A 22,736-nucleotide genomic window follows, 5' to 3' on the forward strand; every position below is an offset into this window, starting at 1 on the left:
AGAGCGCTTCATGCCGTATCGCCAGTGTAAAAGCGCCTGAATAATCAGCAAGCTAAGGCGAGCGCGGGTGCGTGGCACACAATGGGAATAATTACTGTATTTCGGCCGACATTAAGCAGCTATTATAATTAGCGTTTATGGTTAAGCGACGGTTCATCCGCCGCCTGTTCGTCTGTCTATCAGATAATGATGCTGAGCACTGAATTTATGTTAAAGCCTCGCCCGTTCCTGCTGTTGTTATTATTGCTGTTGGGTATGCAACTGACGCCGTTCGCCGCCGTCGCCGCCCCCCAGGATGATCCCGCCGCCGAAAGCGCGCCCGATCCCGCTACGCAGCTGAAAGCCGCGCAAAAGCAGTTGGACAGCATGAAGCAGCTGGTTTCCAAAGCGACGACCGACACCCAGCTCAGCAAACTGCGGTTGGCGACGGACGATCTGGTCGCCGGCATGGACAAACTCGCTACCGATCTGCAGCCGGTGCAGGAAAAACTGCAGGCGCAGCTGGACGTGCTGGGGCCGGCTCCGGCGGCCGGCGCGCTGCCGGAAACCCCGGCCGTCGCCCAGCAACGCAATGCGCTGAACAACAGCAAGAAGCAGCTGGACGATGCGGTAAAACGCGCGCAGGCCATCAAGACCAGCGCCTTCGACCTGGGCCAGCAGATCAGCGATCTGCGCCGGGTGGCGTTCAAAACCCAGCTGGCGCTGAACACCGGCAGCATTTTGGGCGTCAAATTCTGGACGCCGGTGGTGCAGCCGTCAGCGGATGACGTGCAGCGGCTGGACCAGTTCAACGCCGAGATGAAAGCGGCCTGGGACGCCAGTTGGCAGGACGAATGGCGTTACGGTTCGCTGGCGCTGCTGGCGCTGGCGGTGATCGTCTGGTCCTGGGGGCGTTATTTCTCCGAGCGTTTCCTCGCCTGGGTCAGCATTCGCTTCCTGCCGGACGGGCGCCTGCGCCGCAGCTTCATGGCGATCGTCACCGTGGCGGTGACGGTGATCACCACCTCGATCGCGCTGAATCTGCTGTATTACGTCTTTGTCCGCGTGCAGCCGCTGCCGGTGATGCTGGAAGACTTCGCCGAAGGCTTTAACCGTCTGGGGATTTTCTGCGCGCTGATCGCCGGGTTGGGGCGTGCGGCGCTGTCGCTGAATCGTCCGTCGTGGCGTCTGGCTTCGCTGGACAATGAAGTGGCCGCCGGGCTGCGTTACTTCTCGCCGCTGCTGGCCGGTCTGGCGCTGGCGTTCGGCACCGTGGAGCTGATCAACAACGTCGTCAGCGCCTCATTGGCCACCACCATCTTCGGCAATGGCCTGGTGGCGGGGCTGATCGGCATGGTGCTGCTGGCGGCGCCGCTGCGCGGCCAGCGCATTCGTCGCCGTCTGGAGCAGCAGGGCGCGCACCTGGAAAAACGCACGCTGGTCGGCGGGCTGGTGCACATCGTCACCCTGGTGTGTTCGGTGGTGATCCTGCTTTCCCTGCTTATCGGCTACATCGCCTTCGCCCGTTTCCTGACCTACCAGCTGATCTGGGTGGTGCTGGTGCTGATGGCGTTCTACTTCATGGTGCTGTTCGCCACCGACCTGTGCGCCGCGCTGTTTTCGCCGCAGACCGTCAGCGGCAAGATGCTGAAGAAAACGCTCAGCTTCAAGGATCGCCATCTGGAGCAGATGTCGATCATCACCACCGCGCTGGCCAAATGTTCACTGTTGCTGTTGATGATCGTCGCGTTGTTCAACGGCTCGTTTGGCAGCACCACGCCGGGCTCGCTGATGGAGAAAATCGTCTCCATCCTGACCGGCGAAGGGCTGCAGCGTTTCAACATCGTGCCCGGCAACCTGCTCAACGCCGTGATCTGCCTGGCGATCGGCATCTACATCCTGCGTGCGGTACGGCGCTGGCTTGGCTCTGAGCTGTTGCCGAAGACCATTTCGGACGTCGGCATCCGCGCCTCGCTGGTGACGCTGTTCAGCAATATCGGCTATGTGCTGGTGATTCTGATCACCCTGGCGGCGCTGGGCATCCAGTGGAGCAACCTGGCGTGGATCGTCAGCGCCCTGTCGGTCGGTATCGGTTTCGGTTTGCAGGAGATTGTGAAGAACTTTATTTCCGGCCTGATCCTGCTGACCGAACGCCCGGTGAAGGTCGGGGATATGATCGGCATCGGCGGCGTGGAAGGCGACGTGCGGCGCATCAACGTGCGCGCTACCGAAATTCAGCTCAGCGACCGCTCCACCATGATCGTACCGAACTCGCAGCTGATCTCGCAGAACGTGCGCAACGCCACCATGGGCAACGCGCAAGGCGTGGTGACCATCGCGTTGACGTTCCCGACCTCGATCGATCCGGAGCAGGTGCGCAATATCTTGCTCAGCGCCTATAACGAGTACGAAACCATTCTGGACACGCCGGCACCTTACGTGCGCTTCAGCCAACTGGGACCGGACGGCATTATCCTGAGCGTGACCGGCTATGTGCCGAGCCCGCGCATGGTCGGCGCCACCAAGAGTGAACTGCTGTTCAATATCCTCAAGCTGCTGCGCGCGCAGGAAGTGAGCCTGTCCAGCCCGCAGGAAGTGGTGTTTATGAAGCAGCAGGCGACGCGATATCAGGCCAATGAAGAGGAGCACTCCTCCTAGTGCCGGTTTGAGGCGGCGGGCCGTTAAGCGACGGCCCGCCGAGCGCGGCTAGTACATCGATGGTTCCACCGATTGCGAGCAGTCGCTGTTGGCGCTGGATTTGGTGCAGGTGTAAGGTTCATTTGGCGATGCCGAAGGCGCATTCGATGGGCCGCCGCCTCCGCCGATACAACCGCTCAGCATCAACGTCAAAAACACGAGAATTATCTTCTTCATCTCACCGTCCTCCATTGCGATTCCTCCTTTAAGTATATGCCGGGAAAGCGAACGGCACCGCTTGCCGCTGCGAACTATACTCCCTGGATGCCGTATTGATGCTCAACCTCGGCGAATGAGGGGAGAAAGGTGCAAACCGACGACGATTTGATCCGCTTTGCCGCGCAGGGCGCGCCGCCGTTGCCGCCCGGTTCCAGGCAGGGCTTTGTCAAACACGACGGCGCGCACATCTGGTATGCGGCCTATGGCGCTGATCGCGGCGGTTTACGAGCGCGCGCAGCAGTTGGGATTGTCGCGCGTCTATTGGAATACCCACGAAACCAACCAGATCGCCATGCGGCTGTACGACAAGGTGGCGGAGCGCCCCGGTTTTGTGATGTATCGCAAGGCGTTTTGACGCGGGATGAAAAAACAACCCCACATAGCAAAATCTTATTTTGCTTATGAGGAAAAAGACGGCGGTTTTTACCGGTAACAGGCCGAATGAGGCGTGAAATGTTCAAAGTGAAGCGTCCGATTTAGCCGTTTCTGCGCCAGGCATGCGGGTGTCGTCAATATATTGATACACAAATATATTTTTCCTAGATGAATAAACAGATGTCCGGGCCGGCAAAACTGGCAATAATAGGCGAGTCGGCCGCTTATCTTCTCCTCATCGTCGACGGTTGTGACACGAACAGATTGTCACCTTACGCAGCAGAAGTCTCTGGATCCAAGATGCAAACCACCTCGTTGTCCGATGCCCGGAAAATTTGGCCCGCACTCACCGTCTTTCTGTTGGTGTTCGCGGTTTGCCTGTTGGGCATCGTGAGCCGCCCCGTCGGATTTTTGGCGATATTCTGGCCGGTAAACGCCGTACTGCTGGCGGTTCTGGTGCGCCGCCCGCAGTGGGCCACGCGCGCCGGATGGGGCATAGCGGTGCTGGGCTATCTGGCGGCGGACCTGCTGACCGGCAGTTCGCTGCAAAAGGCGCTGCTGCTGAACGCCGCCAATCTGACCGGCGTGGTGGTGGGGTATCTGCTGTTCATGCGGCTGTCGCCGCCGGCGCGTATGCTGCAGCGTGGCGCCTCCAGCATGTACCTGTTCGGCATCTGTCTGGCCGCCGCCGCCGCGACCGGTTTGGTGGGCGCGGCGGCCTCGCAGTGGCTGTTCGGCAGGCCCTATTTGACCTCGCTGGCGCTGTGGTTCTCATCCGAGTTCACCAACTACGTCACGCTGATGCCGTTTATTCTGGCGTTTCCCGCCGATTGGCGACGTCGCCTTGCGGCGGCCGGCGCCATGTTCACCCAGCGCAGCCAATGGCCGCGGGCGGGGCGAAAACTCACGGTGTTGGCGCTGCTGTTGCTGGCGGCGGTGTGCAGCGTGCTGATCGGCGGCCCCGGGGCGGTGATCTTTCCCATGCCGGTGCTGCTGTGGCTGGCGATGTCCTTCTCACTGTTCTGCACTATGATTGCGGTGCTGATCTATGTGCTGTGGTGCCATCTGGCTATCGATTTCGGGTTGCTTAGCACGACGCTCGACATGAAGGTGTTGCAAAACGCGGTATCGATGCGTTTGGGCATCGCGCTGCTGGCGCTGGGGCCCATCGCCGTGGCCAGCATGAACTATGCGCGCAGCGCGCTGCTGCGCACGCTGGAGCATGTGGCGAACCACGATGCGCTGACCCACGTGCTGACGCGCAATGCGTTTATGCAGCGCGGCGAGCGGATGATTGACCAAAAGGGCGAGTTGGTATGCGTCATGATGCTTGATATTGATTACTTCAAATCGATCAATGATCGTTTCGGCCACGCCGGCGGCGATCAGGCGCTGATGGCCTTTACCCGCGCGATCGCCGCCGATTTGCGCGGCGATGATCTGTTCGGCCGCATGGGCGGCGAAGAGTTCGCTATCGTCTCGACGCTCGGCCAGCCGCAGCAGGGGTTGCAGCTGGCCGAACGGCTGCGGCAACGCATTGAGGCGGAATCGATCACCATGCCGGCCGGCCATCCGCTGCAGATCACCGTCAGCATCGGCATGGTGACCTGCCCGGGCGGTTCCGGCCAAAGCCTGGCCGACCTGCTCAAACTGGCGGATCTGGCGGTATACAAAGCGAAAAACGCCGGCCGTAACCGGGTCGCCACACCGGACTCTGCCCCACCGAACGATCCTGAGCGCTGAACTTCCGATCCGGGTTGCGCGCCCGCCGTCTAAACTGGTAGGGGGGCGCAGGCAACGTCGCCCGCGCTGAACCGACTGTCCTTAATCAGACAAGAGGATACCAGGATGAAATACGTAGACGGTTTTGTGGTGGCGGTACCGGCCGCCAACAAGGAGGCTTATCACCGGTTGGCGGCCGCAGCGGCGCCGCTGTTCAAAGAGTTTGGCGCCACGCGCATCGTGGAGTGTTGGGGCGATGACGTGCCCGACGGCAAGCTCACCGACTTTCGCGGCGCGGTGAAGGCGCAAGAAGGTGAAGTGGTGGTGTTCAGCTGGATAGAGTACCCCTCCAAAGCGGTGCGCGACGCCGCCAACGAGAAAATGATGCACGATCCGCGCATGAAGGCGCTGGGTGAGATGCCGTTTGACGGCAAACGCATGATCTTTGGCGGGTTCGCGCCGATCCTCGATGCGTAAAGGAGGCGCAAATGGCCAGAATTACGCAACATCTGTGGTTTGAAAAAGACATGGAAGCGGCGCTGAATTGCTATGTCGCGTTGATCCCCGGTTCGTCCGTGAACTGGTTTTCCGACCTGCCGGCGGATACGCCGAGCGGCCCGGCCGGCAGCGTGAAACTGGCTTCTTTCACGCTGGGGGACCAGCGCTACGCGGCGATCGAAGCCGGGCCGCTGGATCCGTTCAACCACAGTTTCTCCGTGATGGTGGAATGTGACGATCAGGCGGAAGTCGACCGGCTGTGGGATGCGTTGAGCGAGGGCGGCGAGGCGGAGCAGTGCGGCTGGCTGCGCGATCGCTGGGGGCTGTGCTGGCAAATTGTGCCGCGGCGCCTGACGGAGTTGATGAACGATCCCGACGCCGCTCGTGTGCGGCGGGTCACGGAAGCGATGCTGCTGATGGGCAAAATCGACATCGCCGGGCTGGAAGCGGCGGCGCGGGGCTAGCGGAAAGAGAACGAAGGAGAGAAAGGATGCATCGAGAGCGGCACAGTATTGAACGCATCGGCTGGCTGCGGGCGGCGGTGCTCGGCGCCAACGACGGCATCGTTTCGACGGCCAGCCTGTTGCTGGGCGTGGCGGCGGCCAGCGCCGCGCATTCCGCGCTGATGATCGCCGGCGTTGCCGGGTGGGTGGCCGGTGCGATGTCGATGGCCACCGGCGAGTATGTGTCGGTCTCGTCGCAGGCGGATACCGAAAAGGCCGCGCTGGCGGAAGAGCAGGCGGAGCTGCTCGAAGACTATCCGGGGGAGTTTCGCGAACTGACGTCAATCTACGTGCATCGCGGGCTGGATCCGGCGCTGGCCCGGCAGGTGGCGGAAAAACTGATGGCGCATGATGCGCTGGAGGCGCACGCGCGCGACGAGCTGGGCATTTCCTCCGTCACCCGCGCCCGGCCGCTGCAGGCCGCGCTGGCGTCGGCCCTCAGTTTCTCCCTCGGCGCGCTGCTGCCGCTGCTGGTGGCGCTGTGGGCACCGGTCACCTGGACGCGGCCGGCGCTGGTGGCGTCGGCGCTGATTTCCCTCGGCGTTCTCGGCGGCATCGCCGCGAAAACCGGCGGGGCGCCGATCTTGCCGGGCGTGGCGCGCATCCTCATCTGGAGCGCACTGGCGATGGCGGTTTCTTCCGGCGTCGGCCTGCTGTTTGGCGTGACGGCCGGCTAACGTCGCGCTTGCATCAATCTAGTGCACCTCAAACTCAGAATTTATCATTTGTCAGCCGCCGGCGTTCACGGCATGGTGACGGCAACGCCAAATCAGTCAGGGACTTTTATGCAAAAATCACAGATTCAAGCGTGGGTTGCGCAGCATCCGCTGCTGCAGCGAATGGTCGCTCTCGAGCCGATCACCTGGTTCAATCCGCGTGCGACCACGCTGGCCGCCGGCTTGCCCCATGTCGGGCTGACCGCCGCCGACGTGGCCGAAGCCGAGCAGCGCCTGGCGCGTTTCGCGCCTTATCTCGCCGCGGCCTTTCCGGAAACCCAACCGGCAAAGGGGATCATCGAATCCGAGCTGGTGGCGATCCCCGCCATGCAGCAGGCGTTGGATCGGCGCTATGGGCAGGCGTTGGGCGGGCGTCTGCTATTGAAAAAGGACAGCCATCTGCCGATTTCCGGTTCAATCAAAGCGCGCGGCGGCATCTATGAGGTGCTGACGCACGCGGAGAAGCTGGCGCTGGAGGCGGGGCTGCTACAGAGTGGCGACGACTACGCCCGGCTGTGTTCCGACGCGTTTCGTCAGTTCTTCCGCCAGTACCGCATCGCCGTCGGATCAACCGGCAATCTGGGATTATCCATCGGCATCATCAGCGCCCGCCTGGGATTTGATGTCAGCGTGCACATGTCGGCGGATGCGCGAGAGTGGAAAAAACAGAAGCTGCGTGACAATGGCGTGACGGTGGTGGAATACGCCGAAGATTACGGCGTGGCGGTCGAGCAAGGGCGCCAACAGGCGGCGAACGATCCGAATTGCTTCTTTATCGACGATGAAAATTCGCAAACCCTGTTCCTCGGCTACGCGGTGGCGGGTGGCCGCCTGAAGCGGCAGTTTGCCGAACAGGGTATTGTGGTGGACGCGCAGCATCCGCTGTTCGTGTATCTGCCGTGCGGCGTCGGCGGCGGGCCGGGCGGTGTGGCCTTTGGCCTCAAGCTGGCGTTCGGCGATCACGTTCACTGCATTTTCGCCGAACCGACCCATTCCCCCTGCATGCTGCTCGGCGTCTACAGCGGGTTGCATGACGGCATTGCGGTGCAAGATCTCGGCATCGACAACCGCACGGCGGCGGACGGGCTGGCGGTGGGGCGCGCCTCCGGTTTTGTCGGCCGGGCGATGGAGCGCCTGCTGAGCGCATTTTACACGCTGAGCGACGAAGAGATGTTCGCGTTGCTCGGGTTGTTGGACAGGCACGAGCATATCCAGCTGGAACCCTCCGCCCTGGCGGGCATGGCCGGGCCGTGGCGCATGGTGGCCAATGCGCAACAGCTTAGCGGGCAAGGGGTGAGCGCGGAAAGCCTGGCGCAGGCGACGCATCTGGTGTGGGCGACCGGCGGCGGCATGGTGCCGCCGGCGGAAATGGCGAAGTACCTCGCCGCCGGGCAGACGGCTGAGTAAGGCGCAATATAAAGTAAAAAGGGGCGAACATCGCCCCTGATTGGTTTGCCGTGCGGTTAAAGCTGTTCGCCGTTGCTGGCGATCACCCGGCGATACCAGTCGAAGCTTTTCTTGCGCGAACGTTCGAGCGTGCCGGTGCCGTCGTCGTGTTTATCGACGTAGATAAAGCCGTAGCGCTTGCTGTACTCGCCGGTGGTGAACGACACGCAGTCAATGCAGCCCCACGGCGTATAGCCGATCAGGTCTACGCCGTCTTCAATCACCGCTTTTTTCATCTCTTCGATATGGGCGCGCAGATAGTCGATGCGATAGTCATCGTTGATCTGGCCGTCCGCTTCCACCTTGTCGAAGGCGCCGAAGCCGTTCTCCACGATAAACAGCGGTTTCTGGTAACGTTCATACAATACGTTCAGCGAGTAGCGCAGCCCGACCGGATCGATCTGCCAGCCCCAGTCGGAAGCCTTGACGTGCGGGTTCGGCACGTTGCCCGGGAAGCCGAACATGCCGTCGCTGCCTTCCACCGCGTTGGCCTGCAGCGCGTTGCTCATGTAATAGCTGAAGCCGATGTAGTCGGTGCAGCCCTCGCGCAGGATCTGCGCGTCCTGCGGCTGCATCTCGATCTTCAGCCCTTTGCGTTCCCAGTCGCGCAGCAGATAGCTTGGGTAGTAGCCGCGCATCTGCACGTCGGTGTACAGATAGCGCTGGTGCATCGCCTCCACGGCGTACATCACGTCGTCCGGCTTGCAGGAATAAGGGTAGAACGGCACGCAGGCCAGCATGCAACCGATCTTGAACTCCGGGTTGATCTGATGGCCGAGTTTGACCACCTGCGCGCTGGCGACGAACTGGTGGTGCAATACCTGGTACAGCGCCTGTTCCGGGTTGTCTTCCTGGGTGTAGTCCACGCCGGAACAGCAGTAGCCGAACAGCGGGTAGCGGTAGTTGCTCTGGTTGTTGATCTCGTTGAAGGTCATCCAGTACTTCACCTTCTCGCGGTAGCGGCGCATCACCACTTCGCTAAAGCGCACGAAAAATTCCACCACCCGGCGGTTTTTCCAGCCGCCGTAGGTTTTCACCAAATGGTAAGGCATTTCGAAGTGCGACAGGGTGATCACCGGCTGGATGCCGTATTTCAGCAACTCGTCGAACAGATCGTCGTAAAACTGCAGGCCGGCCTCGTTTGGCGTTGCTTCGTCGCCGTTCGGGAAGATGCGCGTCCAGGCGATCGAGGTGCGGAAGCATTTGAAACCCATCTCGGCGAACAGCGCCACGTCCTGTTTGTAGCGGCCGTAGAAGTCCACCGCTTCATGGTTGGGGTAACGGTAGCCGTCGAGCACGCCGTCGGTCATCACGCGATCGACGCCGTGCGAACCGCCGGACAGCACGTCGGCGATGCTTGGGCCTTTGCCGCCCCGATCCCAACCGCCTTCAACCTGGTGCGCGGCGACCGCGCCTCCCCACAGAAAATCTTTCGGCAACTGTTTCATCGTCAATGTCTCATCTTATTTAATGAAGGATAATAACGTTCGCATTGCCAATAGAGTAACAAGACCGAAAGAAATGTCACGATATAACAAATCGCCGTACAAAGTGATTTGTCACAATAATAAAACAGCCTGTTTTATTTTGCCGAATTAATATGCCCAAGCCGTTTGCCGATGGTTTCAATAATGTAAAGCACGGGGATCTGCGTGGTGATATTGTGATGGCCGCCGATCAAATGCTGCGGCACGTGGTAGGAGAGATTAAAGTCCGCCAGCCGCGCCAGCGAAGAGGTTTCGTTGTTGGTGATGCTGATGATCTTGCAGTGGTGCAGACTGAACTGGCTCGCCAGCCGCAGGATCTCTTCGGTCTCGCCGGAGACTGATAACATGATCGCCACCGCGTTTTTATACATATCGCTGTTGACGGGATAATAAGGATCGTCGATATGGGTGCTGAATTTCCCGACGTTGGAAAAGAAACGCGCGCCATATTTCCCCAAGGCGCCAGAGGTGCTGATGCCGACGAAAATAATCCGCTCGGCGGTGGCGATATGGTGCGCCGCTTCATCGAGCAACTGATTAAATTCGTCGTTGCTGACGCTTTTAAAAAAACTGAGAATTTCGCCGATGCCGGAATCGACCGGCGGCGCATCGCTTTGCTCCAGATACAGTTTGAAACGGATGCGAAATTCCGAATAGCCGTCGCAACCCATTTTTTTGCAAAATCGCAGCACGGTAGTGGTGGATACGCCGGCGGCCTCGGCCAGCTCGCGGATGGTCATGTACATCACTTGATTTTTGTGTTTGCTGACGTAGTTATAAACCATCAGCTCCAGGGCGTTGAGCTCGGCGATTGCTTTATGGGTAAACATGGGTCGATCCGGCGGCTGAAAATGGGACATTTATCTGCGGGTTACCATAGCAAAATTCGCCGCCGCCGACACTGCCGAACAAAAAGAAAAGCCGCACCAGTCAGGGGCGGCCCAGGGTTCACGACGAACAAATTAAAGCAAAACGTTCCGGAAGACATGCCATGAAAACGCGTTTCATCACACAGGGTTAGCATAGGCCAGCGGATGCCGGCGGCAAAATGCCGGTTTCTGCTTTCTAAAGCCAAAGCGCGGCAAAGGCTATGGCGCCTCGGGCTTATCTTCGGACCAGCGGGCGGCGTTGACATCCACCTTACCCGGCAGCAGCCCGATGGCGGTGAATTTATCCGCCAACTGCTGTTGCTGTCTGAACACCTCCGGCGACATGCGCTGGCTGCCGAACGGCATGCGGGCGATGGCTCTGGCCCAAATGGCCTGATCCAGACCGGTGCTCTGAGCGAGGATCGCCGCCGCTTCCTGTGGATGCTCGTTGGCCCAGTCGCTCAGCGCGCCGAGCTGTTGAATCACCTGTTTGGCGCTGTCCGGGTAGGTTTCGGCAAAGCGGCGGCTGGCGAGATAGAAGGTGTAGTGCGGCACCAGGCCCTCCGCGTCTTTCAGCAGGCGGGCGTTGGCGCGGGTTTCCACCTCGGCGTAGTAGGGATCCCAAATCACCCAGGCGTCGACGCTGCCGCGCTGGAAGGCGGCGCGGGCATCGCTCGGCGGCAGATAGACCGGCGTGATGTCCTTGTAGCTCAAGCTGGCCTGTTCCAGCGCGCTCACCAGCAGGTAATTGACGTCAGACCCTTTGTTCAACGCCACGCGTTTGCCTTTCAGATCGGCCACGGAGCGGATCGGCGAATCCTGCGGCACCACGATGGCTTCGGTTTTCGGGCTGGGCGGCGAATGCGCCAAATAAACCAGATCGGCCTTGGCGGCTTGCGCGAAGGCCGGCGGCGCGTCGCCGGTCGCCGCCAGATCGATGCTGCCGACGTTCAACCCCTCCAACATCTGCGGGCCGGCGGGGAATTCTATCCAGCGAACCTTGACGCCCTGCGGCTCAAGGGCTTTTTCCAGCGTACCGCGGTATTTCAGCAGCGCAAAAATGTTGGCTTTCTGGTAACCGATGGTGATTTGCTGCGGTTTCTCCTGCGCGCCGGCCGGCAGGCTAAACAGGCCCAGCAGCAGGGCGGCGATCAGCGGCGTTGTGAGTTTTCTCATCCTGATTTTCCGATAGGCGAAGTGAACAATAGCGATACGCGCTGGGCGTAACGTCATGAAACGGCATTCAAATTTTCCTGCGGCGGGATAAGGGCGATGATAATGAGCGGCGCAGTGGCGTGTAAAGCGCCCGCTTATGCTGAATAATGCCTTGCTTAGCCATAAATGAGCTTAAGCGGGAGAAGGGGATCTCTACGCTATGCCGCGTCACGCTCGCGCGAACGCGCCAGCAACGGCGGCACCAGCAGATAGAGGGCGGCGGCCAACGCCCAGACCAGGCCGGGCCAGACATCGCGCGTGGCGGCATACAGCGCCGTCGCCACCAGCGGCCCCGCAACGCCGATCAGGCTGCCCATGCTGGCCAGCGTCCCTTGCAGCTCGCCCTGATGGTCGTCGTCCACCTTTTGCGCCATTAACGCCTGCAGCGCGGGCAGCGCCATACCGCCCGCGGCGAAGAACGGCAGCAGCGCAAAGGGCGCCCAGCCGCGCGTGGCGATCGATAACAGCACCAGGCCCAGCGCGTCGGCGGTCAGGCCGATCAGCAGCGCCTTGCGTTCGCCGAGCCGCGCGACCAGCGGGCCGATGGCGAAGGCCTGCGACAGCGCGTGGCAGGCGCCGTAACCGGCCAGCGACAGGCCCGCCACCATCATGCTCCAGCCGAAACGATCCTGGCCGTATAAAATCCACAGCGTGGCCGGCGCCTGTGAAACCAGCGCCATGATCAGGTAAATGCCAGCCAGCGGCAGCAGGCCCGGTTTGCCGTGCAGCCGTCGCAATGACGAAAAGGGATTGAGGCGGATTTTCTCGGCGGCGCGGGCGCGGGGTTTACGCGATTCCGGCAGCAGGAAAAACGCCATCGCCAGGCTGAGGGCATTCATCGCCGCCGCCGCCAGGAAGGGCGCATGCAGATGCCACTCACCCAGCGAACCGCCGAGCAGCGGGCCGACGATAAAGCCGACGCCGAACACCGCGCCCACCAGGCCGAAACGCCGCGCGCGCTGGCCGGCAGGAGTAATATCGGTAACGTAAGCGGTGGCGACCGCCATGTTGGCGCCGGTGATGCCCGCCAGCAACCGGCCCAGATAGAGCCAGGCCAGCGTCGGCGCGAACGCCATCAGCAGGTAGTCGATCGCGGCGCCGGCGAGTGAAATTAACAGCACCGGCCGCCGGCCGAAACGATCGCTCAACGCGCCGAGGATCGGTGAAAACAGGAATTGCATCAACGCATAGGCCGCCAGCAGGGCGCCGTAATGCACGCTGCCGGCGTCAAGACCACCCAGCGAGCGCAACAGCGCCGGCAGGATCGGCATGATCAGACCGATGCCCACCGCATCCAGCAACACCGTCAACAAAATAACCAGCATAGGTTTTTTCAAGATTGTGACTCTAACAGTGATAGAGTATTGAGTATTCCATAGTTACCCTATCAGTGATAGAGAGATGAGCGAAAAAAATACTGCGATACGTTTAACGCGTGAAACCGTCCTGCGCGGAGCGCTGGCGCTGCTGAATGAAATCGGCATCGATGCTCTGAGCACCCGTCGCCTGGCGCAACATCTCGGCGTGCAATCTCCCACGCTCTATTGGCATTTCAAGAACAAAGCCGAGCTGTTGAAAGCGATGGCGGAAACCATCATGTTGGATCACCGTGAAGAGCTGCCCGCCGATATGGCCTGGCAGGATTGGGTCGTCACCAATGCGAGCAATTTCCGTCGGGCTCTGCTGGCTTACCGCGACGGCGCGCGTCTGCATGCCGGCACCCGGCCGCAGGAGCCGCAATTCGCCATTATCGAGGCCAAGGTGGCGCTGCTGTGCCGGGCGGGCTTGACGCCTGAACGCGCGGTGAATTTGCTGTTCGCCGTCGGGCGCTTCGTCGTAGGCTGGGTGCTGGAAGAGCAGCAAATGCAGCCGGACGATACGCTGAATGACGCCGATCGCCAGCGTTACCCGCTGCTGTGCGAAGGCTGGGAAACTTTGCAGGATAAGGGCGCAGACGCGCTGTTCGAAGCCAGCGTGCGGCTGTTGGTCGACGGTGCCGAGGCCGCGTTGACGAACGCCAATAATCACGGGATGCAATCATAAAACCGGGCTTATCTATCGGAAATTTATAGAAAATACCCACTTTTCGTTAAAGCCATGGCGGCTACATTCCCTTAACATTATCAAGTCTTTTGATGATAATTATTAGCATGCTGCTCAATTATTCGACGCAGTGATGTTACGGATTAAATCCGTTTGTTTAAGGGATAGTTTCACCATGGAAATCAATGTTAATGGCCGGGTGGTTCCACTCGGCGATATCTCGCCCGAGACCCCGCTGTTGTACGTGTTACGCAACGATCTGCACTTGAATGGCCCCAAATACGGCTGCGGCCTGGGGGAGTGCGGCGCCTGCACCGTTCTTATCGACGGCGTCGCCGCTCGCTCCTGCTCAATGCCGCTGGCCGCGGTAGGAAGCAAGTCCGTCACCACGCTGGAAGGCCTGGGCACGCCGGAAACGCCGCACCCGGTGCAGCAAGGGTTTATCGATGAGCAGGCGGCGCAATGCGGCTACTGCGCCAACGGCATGATCATGACGCTGGTCGCGCTGTTCGAACGTGAACCCGAGGCGGACGAGCAGGCGATCAAGAAAGAGCTGGCCTACAACCTGTGCCGCTGCGGCACTCATCTTGAGATCTTGCGCGCCGCCGAACGCGCCCGCGCGCTGCTGGCTGCACGGAGGCAAGCATGAGCCGCCTCGAACTGACCCGCCGCCAGCTGTTGCAGGCCGGCGGCGTGGTGATGGTCAGCAGCCTGCTGCCCGCGCCGTTTAACGCCTTCGCCGCCGAGGCGGTTGTAGCGCCTGCCGATCTGCCGCTGGATAGGGTAGACAGTTTTATCAGCCTCACCGCCGACGGCCGGGTGACGGCCTTCAATGGCCACGTCGATCTCGGCACCGGCATTCGCACCGCGCTGGCGCAGATCGTCGCCGACGAAATTTGCGTGCCGTTCGAGCACGTCACGATGATCCTCGGCGATACGCAACGCACGCCGGATCAGGGGCCAACTATCGCCAGCGCCACCCTTCAGGTGACGTCGGTGCCGCTGCGCCAGGCGGCGGCGCAGGTGCGGCATATGCTGACGGCGCTGGCGGCCAAAGCCTTCGAACTGCCGGCCGACCAGCTGACGGCGGCGGCGGGGCAGGTGTTTGTGACCAAGAATCCGGGACGCACCTTGAGCTATGCGCAGCTGGCGAGCGGGCAGAATCTGCACGTGGCGCTGGATAAAAACGTGCCGCTGAACGGTGAACAGCAGAACCGCTATGTCGGCCGCGCCGTCGCCCGGGTCGATATTCCGGCCAAAGTGAGCGGCGCGCTGACCTACGTGCACGATCTGCGTTTGCCCGGCATGCTGCATGGCCGGGTGGTGCGCCCGCCTTACGCAGGCGCCGACAGCAGCGCGCCGCTGGGCGGCGGCCTGTTGTCGGTGGATGAAAGTTCGATCGCGCATCTGCCGGGCATCGTGAAACTGGTGGTGATCAACGATTTCATCGGCATTGTGGCCGAGCGCGAAGAGCAGGCGATCGCCGCCATGCGCCGGCTGAAAACCGAATGGAAACCCTGGGCCGGCCTGCCGGACCTGTCGCCGGAGGCGCTGCCCGCCGCACTGGAAGCCAACCCGAAAACCGACCGCGTGCTGCGCGACGATGCGGGCACGGACGACGCGCTGGCATTGCTGCATACCGAAGTGCGGGCGGACTATGTCTGGCCTTACCATCAGCACGCCTCGATCGGCCCTTCCTGCGCAGTGGCGGAGGTTAAAGACGGGCGGGCGCAGGTGTGGTCCGGCACGCAAAACCCGCACGATCTGCGCAAAGATATCGCCACGCTGCTGGAATTGGCGCCTGAGCAGGTGCATATCACCCGCATGGAGGCCTCCGGCTGCTATGGCCGCAACTGCGCCGACGACGTCTCGGCGGACGCGGCGCTGTTGGCGCGGGCGACCGGCCGCCCGGTGCGGGTGCAGCTGATGCGCGAACAGGAATCCGGCTGGGAGCCGAAGGGCACCGGTCAGTTGATCCGGGTGCGCGGCGGCCTCGACGCGCAAAACCGAGTGGCGGCCTACGAGTTGAAAACCAGCTATCCCTCCAACAATGCGGTGACCTTGCCGCTGGTGTTGACCGGCAAGGTGGCCAACCGGGCTGACGTGCAACAGATGGGCGATCGCACCGCCATTCCGCAATACGCGTATCCGCACATGCGGGTGATTTGCCAGGACGCCGCGCCGATCGTGCGGGCCTCGTGGATGCGCGGCGTTTCGGCGCTGCCCAACGTGTTCGCCCATGAGTCCTGGATCGACGAGCTGGCCTGGCGTGCCGGCGAGGATCCGATCGCGTTTCGCCTGCGTTACCTGAACGATCCGCGCGCAGTGGCCTTGATTGAGGCCCTGAAGCGCCAGGCGAACTGGCAAGACGGCCCGGCGCACCGGTCACGCGCCGCCGGCGCCGAAGTGGTGAGCGGCCGCGGCTTCGCCTATGCGCGCTATTTCCACAGCAAATTTCCCGGCTTCGGCGCCGCCTGGGCGGCCTGGGTGTGCGATCTCAGCGTCAATCGCCTTTCCGGGCAGATCACGCTCGATAAAATCTTCGTGGCGCATGATTGCGGCCGGATGATCAATCCGGCCGGGGTGCGCCATCAGGTGCACGGCAACATTATCCAGTCCGCCAGCCGGGTGCTGAAAGAGTTTGTGACCTTCAACGCGTCGGGCGTGACGTCATTGGACTGGGGCGGCTATCCGATCCTGCGCTTTGACGAATTGCCGCAGGTCGATATCCAGCTGATCGACCGCCCGGACGAAGCGCCGATGGGTGCAGGAGAGTCCGCCTCGGTGCCGAGTGCGGCGGCGATCGGCAACGCGCTGTTTGACGCCCTCGGCGTGCGCCTGCGCGAGGTGCCGTTCACACCGGCGCGGGTGCTCGCCGCGCTGCGCGCTCAGGCCGGCCATTAACCCCCCGTAACGAACAAGGACAGCAAAGATGAGTAAGATGAAAAAAATCGTCGGGTGGGGTGGCGTCACGGTGATCGCCGTGGTGGTCGCCGGCGTGGTCGCCAGTTGGCAGCCGGAGATTGCGCCGCTCGCCGCCGATGCGACCCACAGTTTCAGCGAGGCGCAGATCGCGCGCGGCAAAACGTTGGCCGATCTCGGCGACTGCGCCGTGTGCCACACCCGTGCGGGCGGCGAGCGCAACGCCGGCGGGCTGGCGATGGAGATCCCCTTCGGCACCATTTACACCACCAACATCACGCCGGATGTGGAAACCGGCATCGGCAGCTGGAGCTACGCGGCGTTCGAACGCGCCATGCGCCACGGCGTCGATCGCCAGGGCCGCTATCTCTATCCGGCGTTTCCCTATACCGCCTTTACCCGCACCCGCGACGACGATCTGCAGGCGCTGTATGCCTATCTGATGTCGCAGCCGCCGGTCAAGTACCGGCCGCCGGCCACCGATCTGCACTTTCCGTTCAACATTCGCCAGGGCATCTTCGCCTGGAACCTGCTGTTCCTGACGCCGGGCGCGTTGCCGGAACAGTCAGCCCAAAGCGCCGACTGGAACCGCGGCGCGTACCTGGTTGAAGGGTTGGGGCACTGCAGCGCCTGCCACTCGCCGCGCAACGTGCTGTTCGGCGAGAAAACCGGCGGCGAGCACCTGGCCGGCGGCGTGGCGGAAGGCTGGACGGCGCCGGCGTTGACCGGCCGCTCGCCCGCGCCGCTCGCCTGGTCACAGCAGGATCTGGTCGATTTCATGCGCACCGGCTACTCGGCCAACCACGGCGTCGCCGCCGGCCCGATGGCGCCGGTGATCGAAGAAGGGCTGTCGCGCTTGCCGCAGGCCGACCTGCAGGCGATCGCCGTCTATCTGCGCAGCTATCATCCGGAAGCGGCGGCGCAGGCCGCGGCGGCAACTTTGAACGCTCAGGCGGAGCGCCAGGTCGAGCCCCTGAGTTCGCAAGGGGCGCGGCTGTTTTCCGGTGCCTGCATGGCGTGCCATGCGCAGGAAAAAGGCGCGCAGATGGCGGGGGTGCGCCCGTCTCTGGCGCTGAATACCAACCTGTTCGCCGAGGCGCCGGACAACGCCATTCGCGTGGTGCTGGACGGCATACAGCGGCCGGCGAACGCCGAGCTGGGCTATATGCCGGGCTTTCGCCATAACCTGAATGACGCGCAGATCGCCATCCTGCTCAACTACCTGCGGCAGCATTACGCCGGTCAGGCGCCGTGGCCGGACCTGGCGGCGCAGGTCGGCCGCTTGCGCGCCGAAACCGCGCAGAAATAGCCGCCGGGGGCTGGACAGCCACGCCGCGTTGGCGACAATAGAGCTTTTCACATGGACAGAGGCAGTAAAATGAATACGTTAGACGCAATCCGCCAGCGCCGCGCCACCAAGCAGTTCGATGCGCAGCACGTGATGACGCTCGAAGAGAAAAAAGCGTTGCTGACTATCGCGCTGCAGGGCGCGCCCAGCGCGTTTAACCTGCAGCACTGGCGCCCGCTGCTGATCGAAGATCGCGCGCAGCGCGAGAAAATTCGCGAGGCGGCGTGGGGGCAGGCGCAGGTGACCGACGCGTCGATGCTGGTCGTGCTGTGCGGCGATCTGTCGAGCTGGGAGTCACAGGTAAAAAACGTCTGGGCCGAGGCCGCGGAGCCGGTACAGCAGTTCATGATCCCGGCCGTCGATCAGTACTATCGCGGCAAGCCGCAGGTGCAGCGCGACGAAGTGATGCGCAGCAGCGGTATCTTCGCCCAGACGCTGATGCTGGCGGCCAAGGCGCAGGGCTACGACTCTTGCCCGATGGACGGTTTTGATTTCGACGCGGTGGGCGAGATTATCAATAAGCCGGCGCATTATCAGATCGCGCTGATGGTCGCTATCGGCAAGGCGGCGGGGCAACCTTACCCGCGCATCGGCAAGCTGCCGTTCGACGAGGTGGTGAAAACCGATCGCTTCTGAGCTGAACGGTGAATGACAAAAGGGAAGGCTTGCGCCTTCCCTTATTTTTTTATGACGCACAGTTCGTTCCAGTAGCTGAAACGGATGCGCCGTTGCAGGCGGTGATGCCACATAGAACACTCCTTCTACCCTACACGGTTTAAATAAATAGCACCGCGCCGGACACAAGGCGAATGCCTTATTGTGCATAGCTTGCCCGTCGGGCGGGATTAACCGATTTTACCGGCCCGGTGCGCGGCGGGCGGCCATCGCCAGCCGAAGTTCATGCCCGCCGCCGCGCCGAGAATGGCCAGCGTGCCCAGCAGCTGCAACAGGCTGAGACGGTGCCCGAACGCCGCCCAGTCCACCACGATCGCCACTGCCGGGTAGATAAACGACAGCGCGCCGACCAGAGCGGTGGGGATTTTCTGGATCGCGCCATAGAGCAACGTGGACATCAACCCGGTATGCACCAGGCCGAGGGTCGCCAACAGCAGCCAGTCGAACGAATCGGCAGGAAGGTGGGTCAGACCGGCGAACGGCGCCAGCGCCAGCGCGCCGACGGTCAACTGAATCAACACGATCAGCTGCGGCGGCAGCGCGGCCAGCTGTTTGACGATCGCCGCCGCCAGGGCGTACATCAGGGCCGCCCCCAGCGCCAGCGCCACGCCGAACAGATAGTCGCCATCGCCGCCACCGCTTTGCCGGCCGGTGACGATCAACACCATCCCGGCGAACGCCAGCAGAAGCCAGCCCAGCCGGTTAGCCGTCAGTTTTTCACCGAACAGCAGCGCTCCCAGTGCCACCAACATAAACGGTTGAACATGGTAGGTCACGGTGGCGACAGCGATCGAGGCATGCGCATAGGCGGCAAACAATAGTGTCCAGTTGAGCACCAGCGCGAGGCCCCCCAGGACGGCGAACGCCAGCTGCCGCCGGTTGATGGCGCCTGATTTCAGTTGCCCAAGCGCGGCGCAGGTGGCCAGCATCGCCAGCGCGCCGAACGCGCAGCGCCAAAACACCACCGTGGTGGGCGGCTGCCCTAAAACGAGTACCGGCCAACCGACGGTGCCGGAGATCGTCATGGCGAGGATCATTTGCACTGCGCCGCGCGTTTTCGTTTTCATATTGTTTCCCTCGCGGCCTGACCGTGCTTGTGGTGAAGTCGCTTAATCATTAAAATGAACAATCGAACATTATGATGAACACGGTTGACGATGTTCGTCAAGTCGAACAACTGAATGGTATAACAAACAATGAGCGAGAGCCTAATGCAGAACATCACGCCGATTGGCCTCTTGTCGGCGGCAATCCGCCGTGAGCGGGAGCGATTGAACCTGTCCGTTACCGAACTGGCGAAGCGCGCGGGTATCGCCAAGTCCACGCTGTCGCAGCTCGAAGCCGGCAGCGGCAATCCCAGCCTGGAAACGCTGTGGGCGCTGGCGATGGCGCTGGATGTGCCGGTCAGCCGGCTGATTTCGCAGCCGAGCAGGCCGGTGCAAGTGATCCGCGCCCATGAGGGAACGCCGGCGCTGTCGGAGCAGGGCAACTACGCCGCCACGCTGTTGGCGACCTGCCCACCGGGGGCGCAACGCGACATTTACCGGCTGCGGGTGCAACCCGGTGAAACGAAATGCTCGCGGCCGCATCCCCCCGGCACCGTCGAGCATGTGATCATCAGCAGTGGACGGGCGCGCCTTGGCCCGGCGGATCAACCGCTGGAGCTGAGCGCCGGCGATTACATCAGCTACTCGGCCGATCGAGAGCATATTTTCGAAGCGCTGGAGCCGGAGACCACCGCCGTCATGTTGATCGAGCAGGGCTAGCACGGCGTTGACGGTTCGTTTATTGAAAATGATTCTCAATTATATTAGTGTGCCCGCCTGTTTTGACGCCGGGACGGACGTATGGCCCGGTGTCGCTGCTTAACGCCCTTCAAGGACCGAAGATGAAAATCGCTATTCCTTCCATACTGTTACTCGCCGGTTTGACGGCGACGCACCCGGCCACCGTGTTGGCCGCTGCACCGCCCGCCGCGGCGGATCAGGGCCAGAACGACACGGCCAACAACGATTTCAGCTTCGTGCGCTATCGCGCGGATTATCGCGTTAACGCCAACGCCACCAACGTGAAGACGGAAAGCTACGAAGTGCTGCTGAAGACCAAGGCGGCGATCGAGAAATTCAGCCAGATCCGCCTGAGCTACAGCGAAAAAATGGAAACGCTGGAGGTGGTTGCCGCCTATACGCTGACCGCCGACGGCCAGCGCCACGACGTGGCGCCCGACCGCATCTATACCCAGGAGAGCTACTCCAGCGCCACGGCGCCGCTGTATGCCGATCGCAAGGTGCGCGTCATCGTGTTCTCCAATCTGGCGCCGGGATCGCGCGTGGTGTATGAGCTGCGCCGCACGCAAAACACCCCGTATTTCCCTGACTATTTCGGCCTGTGGGAGACGTTCAGCGTTTTCGATCAGTTCGACGACGCCGAAGTGACCCTGCAGGCGCCGGCCAAGCTGCCGATGCATATCTTCACGCGCGGCGTGGAAGGCGGGGACCAGCCGCAGATCCGCGACGGGCAGGCGCACTGGCGCTGGCATTATTCGCGCAGCGCGCCGATGAAGGCGCAAAACTGGGCGGCGGACAGCTGGACCTTCAGCCCGACCATCATGGCCAGCACCTACCGCGAGTGGCCGCAGTTGGCCAAGGCCTACCAGCTGAAGGCCGGCGCGGCGGCGAAGGTGACGCCGGGCATTCAGGCGCTGGCGGACAACATTACCGCTGGCATCAGCGATCGGCGCGAGCAGGCGGAGGCCCTCTATCGCTGGGTGGCGCAAAACATTCGCTACGTGGCGGTGTACCTGGGCAACGGCGGGCTGGAGCCGAATTCGGCGCAGAGCATTCTCGATAACCATTACGGCGACTGTAAGGATCACGTGGTGATCCTGGAGGCGCTGCTCGCCGCCAAAGGCATTGAAAGCTCGCCGGTGCTGATCGGCATGGATGAGGGCCCGATACTGCCTAAAGTGCCGCTGCTCGGCCGCTTTAATCACGCCATCACCTACGTGCCGGAGTTCAACTTGTACCTGGATTCCACCAATCCCTGGGCGCGTTTCGGGCAACTGCCGGAGGGCGATTTGGGCGCGCCTGTGCTGCTGACGCGCGACGCCAGGCTGGCGCGCACCCCGGGCAGCGATGAGCAGCCGGTCAAGAGCGCGTTGAACGTCGATTTCGTGTTCGACAAGGCGGGCAACCTGCAGGGGGAAACCGAGCGCCGGCTGAGCGAAGTGGAAGAGATTGACCTGCGGGGCTACTTCTCGCAGATCAACCGCCAGAACCGGGCGCAGGCCGAAGCGACGATCATGTCCGCATCCGGCATCGACGGCAGCGGCGAGGTGGCGATGAACAGCGATCCGCTGGATCTCAAAAAGCAGTTCGGTTACCGCTTCCGCTTCAAGGCGGACGACTACGTCGATTTCGGCGTGGTGGGCGGCATGACCTTGCCCAACCCGCCCGGCGGCAAATCGTTCCGCACGCTGTATACCACCACGGCGGCGCCGGGCAACGAAACCCCGTTCTACTGCAGCGCGCAGCGCTACGACGAAACCTACCGCCTGCAGCTGCCGGCCAACGTGCCGATCATCGCCATTCCGCAAGACAGGCAGTTCCGCAATGCGGCGGGCGACTATCGCGTGGCATGGCGGCGCGATGGGCAGCAGGTGACCGTCAATCACCGCCTGCAGGTGAACGCCATTCGCGGCAAGGAAGCGCTGTGCCAGGCGCAGGATTACCCGGCGTTCCGCGAGCTGTTCCAGCAGGTGCGGCGCGGTTTCCGCGGCCAGGTGGTGTACGGTGAATTGGCCAACGGCAAATAGGACGCCGCTCCGTAGTCGGATAAAAATGGCCCCCAATCAGATGCCTGTGGGGGCCAAAGCATTCCTACTAAGCGATCTTAATCGCGCGCACCTCTTTGGATCTCAATTTCACGCGGATTGGCACCGATTTGTACGAAAGCGTACCGCTCTCCTCATCGATGTAATGCAACGGCACCAGCACGTTGGCTTCCGGGTAGTAGGCGCGGCG

20 protein-coding genes and 1 pseudogene are annotated in these 22,736 nt (G+C 62.1%); 14 read left to right on the plus strand and 7 right to left on the minus strand.

From position 1 onward, the window contains the following. Positions 1–207 precede the first annotated feature (207 nt). Entirely contained in the window at positions 208–2,637 is a 2,430-nt protein-coding gene (locus tag ACJ8OK_RS05340) for a DUF3772 domain-containing protein (RefSeq protein ID WP_260952803.1), read from the plus strand. 48 nt (positions 2,638–2,685) lie between these two features. Here ACJ8OK_RS05340 and ACJ8OK_RS05345 read toward each other — a convergent pair whose 3' ends face one another. Beyond that, positions 2,686–2,868, minus strand: a complete 183-nt coding sequence (locus tag ACJ8OK_RS05345; protein ID WP_004938091.1) for a hypothetical protein — start codon at positions 2,866–2,868, stop codon at positions 2,686–2,688. Between the two features lie 229 nt (positions 2,869–3,097). Between ACJ8OK_RS05345 and ACJ8OK_RS05350 the strand changes: the two genes are divergently transcribed. The 6 genes from ACJ8OK_RS05350 (at position 3,098) to ACJ8OK_RS05375 (ending at position 8,116) form a co-directional block, all read left to right on the plus strand. Then, the gene (locus ACJ8OK_RS05350; protein ID WP_238545852.1) at positions 3,098–3,250 is read left to right on the plus strand and encodes a GNAT family N-acetyltransferase; all 153 of its coding nucleotides are present in this window, start codon (positions 3,098–3,100) and stop codon (positions 3,248–3,250) included. 320 nt (positions 3,251–3,570) lie between these two features. Continuing rightward, on the plus strand, positions 3,571–5,013 hold the full coding sequence (locus tag ACJ8OK_RS05355) for a GGDEF domain-containing protein (protein ID WP_048323596.1): 1,443 nt from the start codon (positions 3,571–3,573) through the stop codon (positions 5,011–5,013). Positions 5,014–5,118: 105 nt separating this feature from the next. Continuing rightward, positions 5,119–5,469, plus strand: coding sequence for a DUF1428 domain-containing protein (locus ACJ8OK_RS05360; RefSeq protein WP_048323593.1), 351 nt, complete (start codon positions 5,119–5,121; stop codon positions 5,467–5,469). Positions 5,470–5,480: 11 nt separating this feature from the next. Continuing rightward, the gene (locus ACJ8OK_RS05365) at positions 5,481–5,954 is read left to right on the plus strand and encodes a VOC family protein (RefSeq protein WP_015377932.1); all 474 of its coding nucleotides are present in this window, start codon (positions 5,481–5,483) and stop codon (positions 5,952–5,954) included. Positions 5,955–5,980: 26 nt separating this feature from the next. Beyond that, entirely contained in the window at positions 5,981–6,670 is a 690-nt protein-coding gene (locus tag ACJ8OK_RS05370) for a VIT1/CCC1 transporter family protein (protein WP_033632990.1), read from the plus strand. 108 nt (positions 6,671–6,778) lie between these two features. Beyond that, positions 6,779–8,116 (plus strand): D-serine ammonia-lyase, encoded by a 1,338-nt coding sequence (locus ACJ8OK_RS05375; RefSeq protein WP_082996779.1) that lies wholly within the window; start codon positions 6,779–6,781, stop codon positions 8,114–8,116. A 56-nt stretch (positions 8,117–8,172) separates the two neighbouring features. Here the strand turns inward: ACJ8OK_RS05375 and ACJ8OK_RS05380 are convergent, their stop codons facing one another. The 4 genes from ACJ8OK_RS05380 to tet(41) all read right to left on the minus strand — a co-directional run bounded on the left by ACJ8OK_RS05380 (position 8,173) and on the right by tet(41) (position 13,063). After that, a complete protein-coding gene (locus ACJ8OK_RS05380; protein ID WP_031299656.1) occupies positions 8,173–9,609 on the minus strand; it encodes a 6-phospho-beta-glucosidase in 1,437 nt (478 codons plus the stop codon). 128 nt (positions 9,610–9,737) lie between these two features. After that, positions 9,738–10,472 (minus strand): MurR/RpiR family transcriptional regulator, encoded by a 735-nt coding sequence (locus ACJ8OK_RS05385; RefSeq protein WP_099032650.1) that lies wholly within the window; start codon positions 10,470–10,472, stop codon positions 9,738–9,740. Between the two features lie 258 nt (positions 10,473–10,730). Continuing rightward, positions 10,731–11,687, minus strand: coding sequence for a sulfonate ABC transporter substrate-binding protein (locus ACJ8OK_RS05390; RefSeq protein ID WP_135638233.1), 957 nt, complete (start codon positions 11,685–11,687; stop codon positions 10,731–10,733). 197 nt (positions 11,688–11,884) lie between these two features. Continuing rightward, positions 11,885–13,063, minus strand: a complete 1,179-nt coding sequence (gene tet(41), locus ACJ8OK_RS05395) for a tetracycline efflux MFS transporter Tet(41) (RefSeq protein WP_135638231.1) — start codon at positions 13,061–13,063, stop codon at positions 11,885–11,887. 64 nt (positions 13,064–13,127) lie between these two features. On the opposite strand from tet(41), the gene tetR reads away from it, so the two are divergent. The 5 genes from tetR to ACJ8OK_RS05420 all read left to right on the plus strand — a co-directional run bounded on the left by tetR (position 13,128) and on the right by ACJ8OK_RS05420 (position 18,675). Then, complete coding sequence (gene tetR / locus ACJ8OK_RS05400; RefSeq protein ID WP_033632994.1) at positions 13,128–13,769, plus strand: tetracycline resistance transcriptional repressor TetR; 642 nt, start codon at positions 13,128–13,130, stop codon at positions 13,767–13,769. 175 nt (positions 13,770–13,944) lie between these two features. Then, on the plus strand, positions 13,945–14,418 hold the full coding sequence (locus ACJ8OK_RS05405; RefSeq protein WP_033632995.1) for a (2Fe-2S)-binding protein: 474 nt from the start codon (positions 13,945–13,947) through the stop codon (positions 14,416–14,418). Continuing rightward, entirely contained in the window at positions 14,415–16,673 is a 2,259-nt protein-coding gene (locus tag ACJ8OK_RS05410) for a xanthine dehydrogenase family protein molybdopterin-binding subunit (protein ID WP_060559696.1), read from the plus strand. Before ACJ8OK_RS05405 ends, ACJ8OK_RS05410 begins: the two co-directional genes overlap by 4 nt. 28 nt (positions 16,674–16,701) lie before the next feature. Further along, complete coding sequence (locus tag ACJ8OK_RS05415; protein WP_135638229.1) at positions 16,702–18,000, plus strand: c-type cytochrome; 1,299 nt, start codon at positions 16,702–16,704, stop codon at positions 17,998–18,000. Between the two features lie 69 nt (positions 18,001–18,069). Then, a complete protein-coding gene (locus tag ACJ8OK_RS05420; protein WP_033632999.1) occupies positions 18,070–18,675 on the plus strand; it encodes a nitroreductase family protein in 606 nt (201 codons plus the stop codon). A 209-nt stretch (positions 18,676–18,884) separates the two neighbouring features. Here the strand turns inward: ACJ8OK_RS05420 and ACJ8OK_RS05425 are convergent, their stop codons facing one another. Next, complete coding sequence (locus tag ACJ8OK_RS05425; protein ID WP_082996783.1) at positions 18,885–19,781, minus strand: DMT family transporter; 897 nt, start codon at positions 19,779–19,781, stop codon at positions 18,885–18,887. A 129-nt stretch (positions 19,782–19,910) separates the two neighbouring features. Between ACJ8OK_RS05425 and ACJ8OK_RS05430 the strand changes: the two genes are divergently transcribed. Further along, the gene (locus ACJ8OK_RS05430) at positions 19,911–20,480 is read left to right on the plus strand and encodes a helix-turn-helix domain-containing protein (RefSeq protein ID WP_031299653.1); all 570 of its coding nucleotides are present in this window, start codon (positions 19,911–19,913) and stop codon (positions 20,478–20,480) included. A gap of 122 nt (positions 20,481–20,602) precedes the next feature. Further along, on the plus strand, positions 20,603–22,528 hold the full coding sequence (locus tag ACJ8OK_RS05435) for a DUF3857 domain-containing protein (RefSeq protein ID WP_261440781.1): 1,926 nt from the start codon (positions 20,603–20,605) through the stop codon (positions 22,526–22,528). 67 nt (positions 22,529–22,595) lie between these two features. Here ACJ8OK_RS05435 and ACJ8OK_RS05440 read toward each other — a convergent pair. After that, positions 22,596–22,730, minus strand: a pseudogene (locus tag ACJ8OK_RS05440) (hypothetical protein); the annotation flags it as partial. Positions 22,731–22,736: the final 6 nt, after the last annotated feature.

It is taken from the genome of Serratia sp. CY71090 (genome assembly GCF_052166845.1).
GTDB lineage: Bacteria > Pseudomonadota > Gammaproteobacteria > Enterobacterales > Enterobacteriaceae > Serratia > Serratia nematodiphila.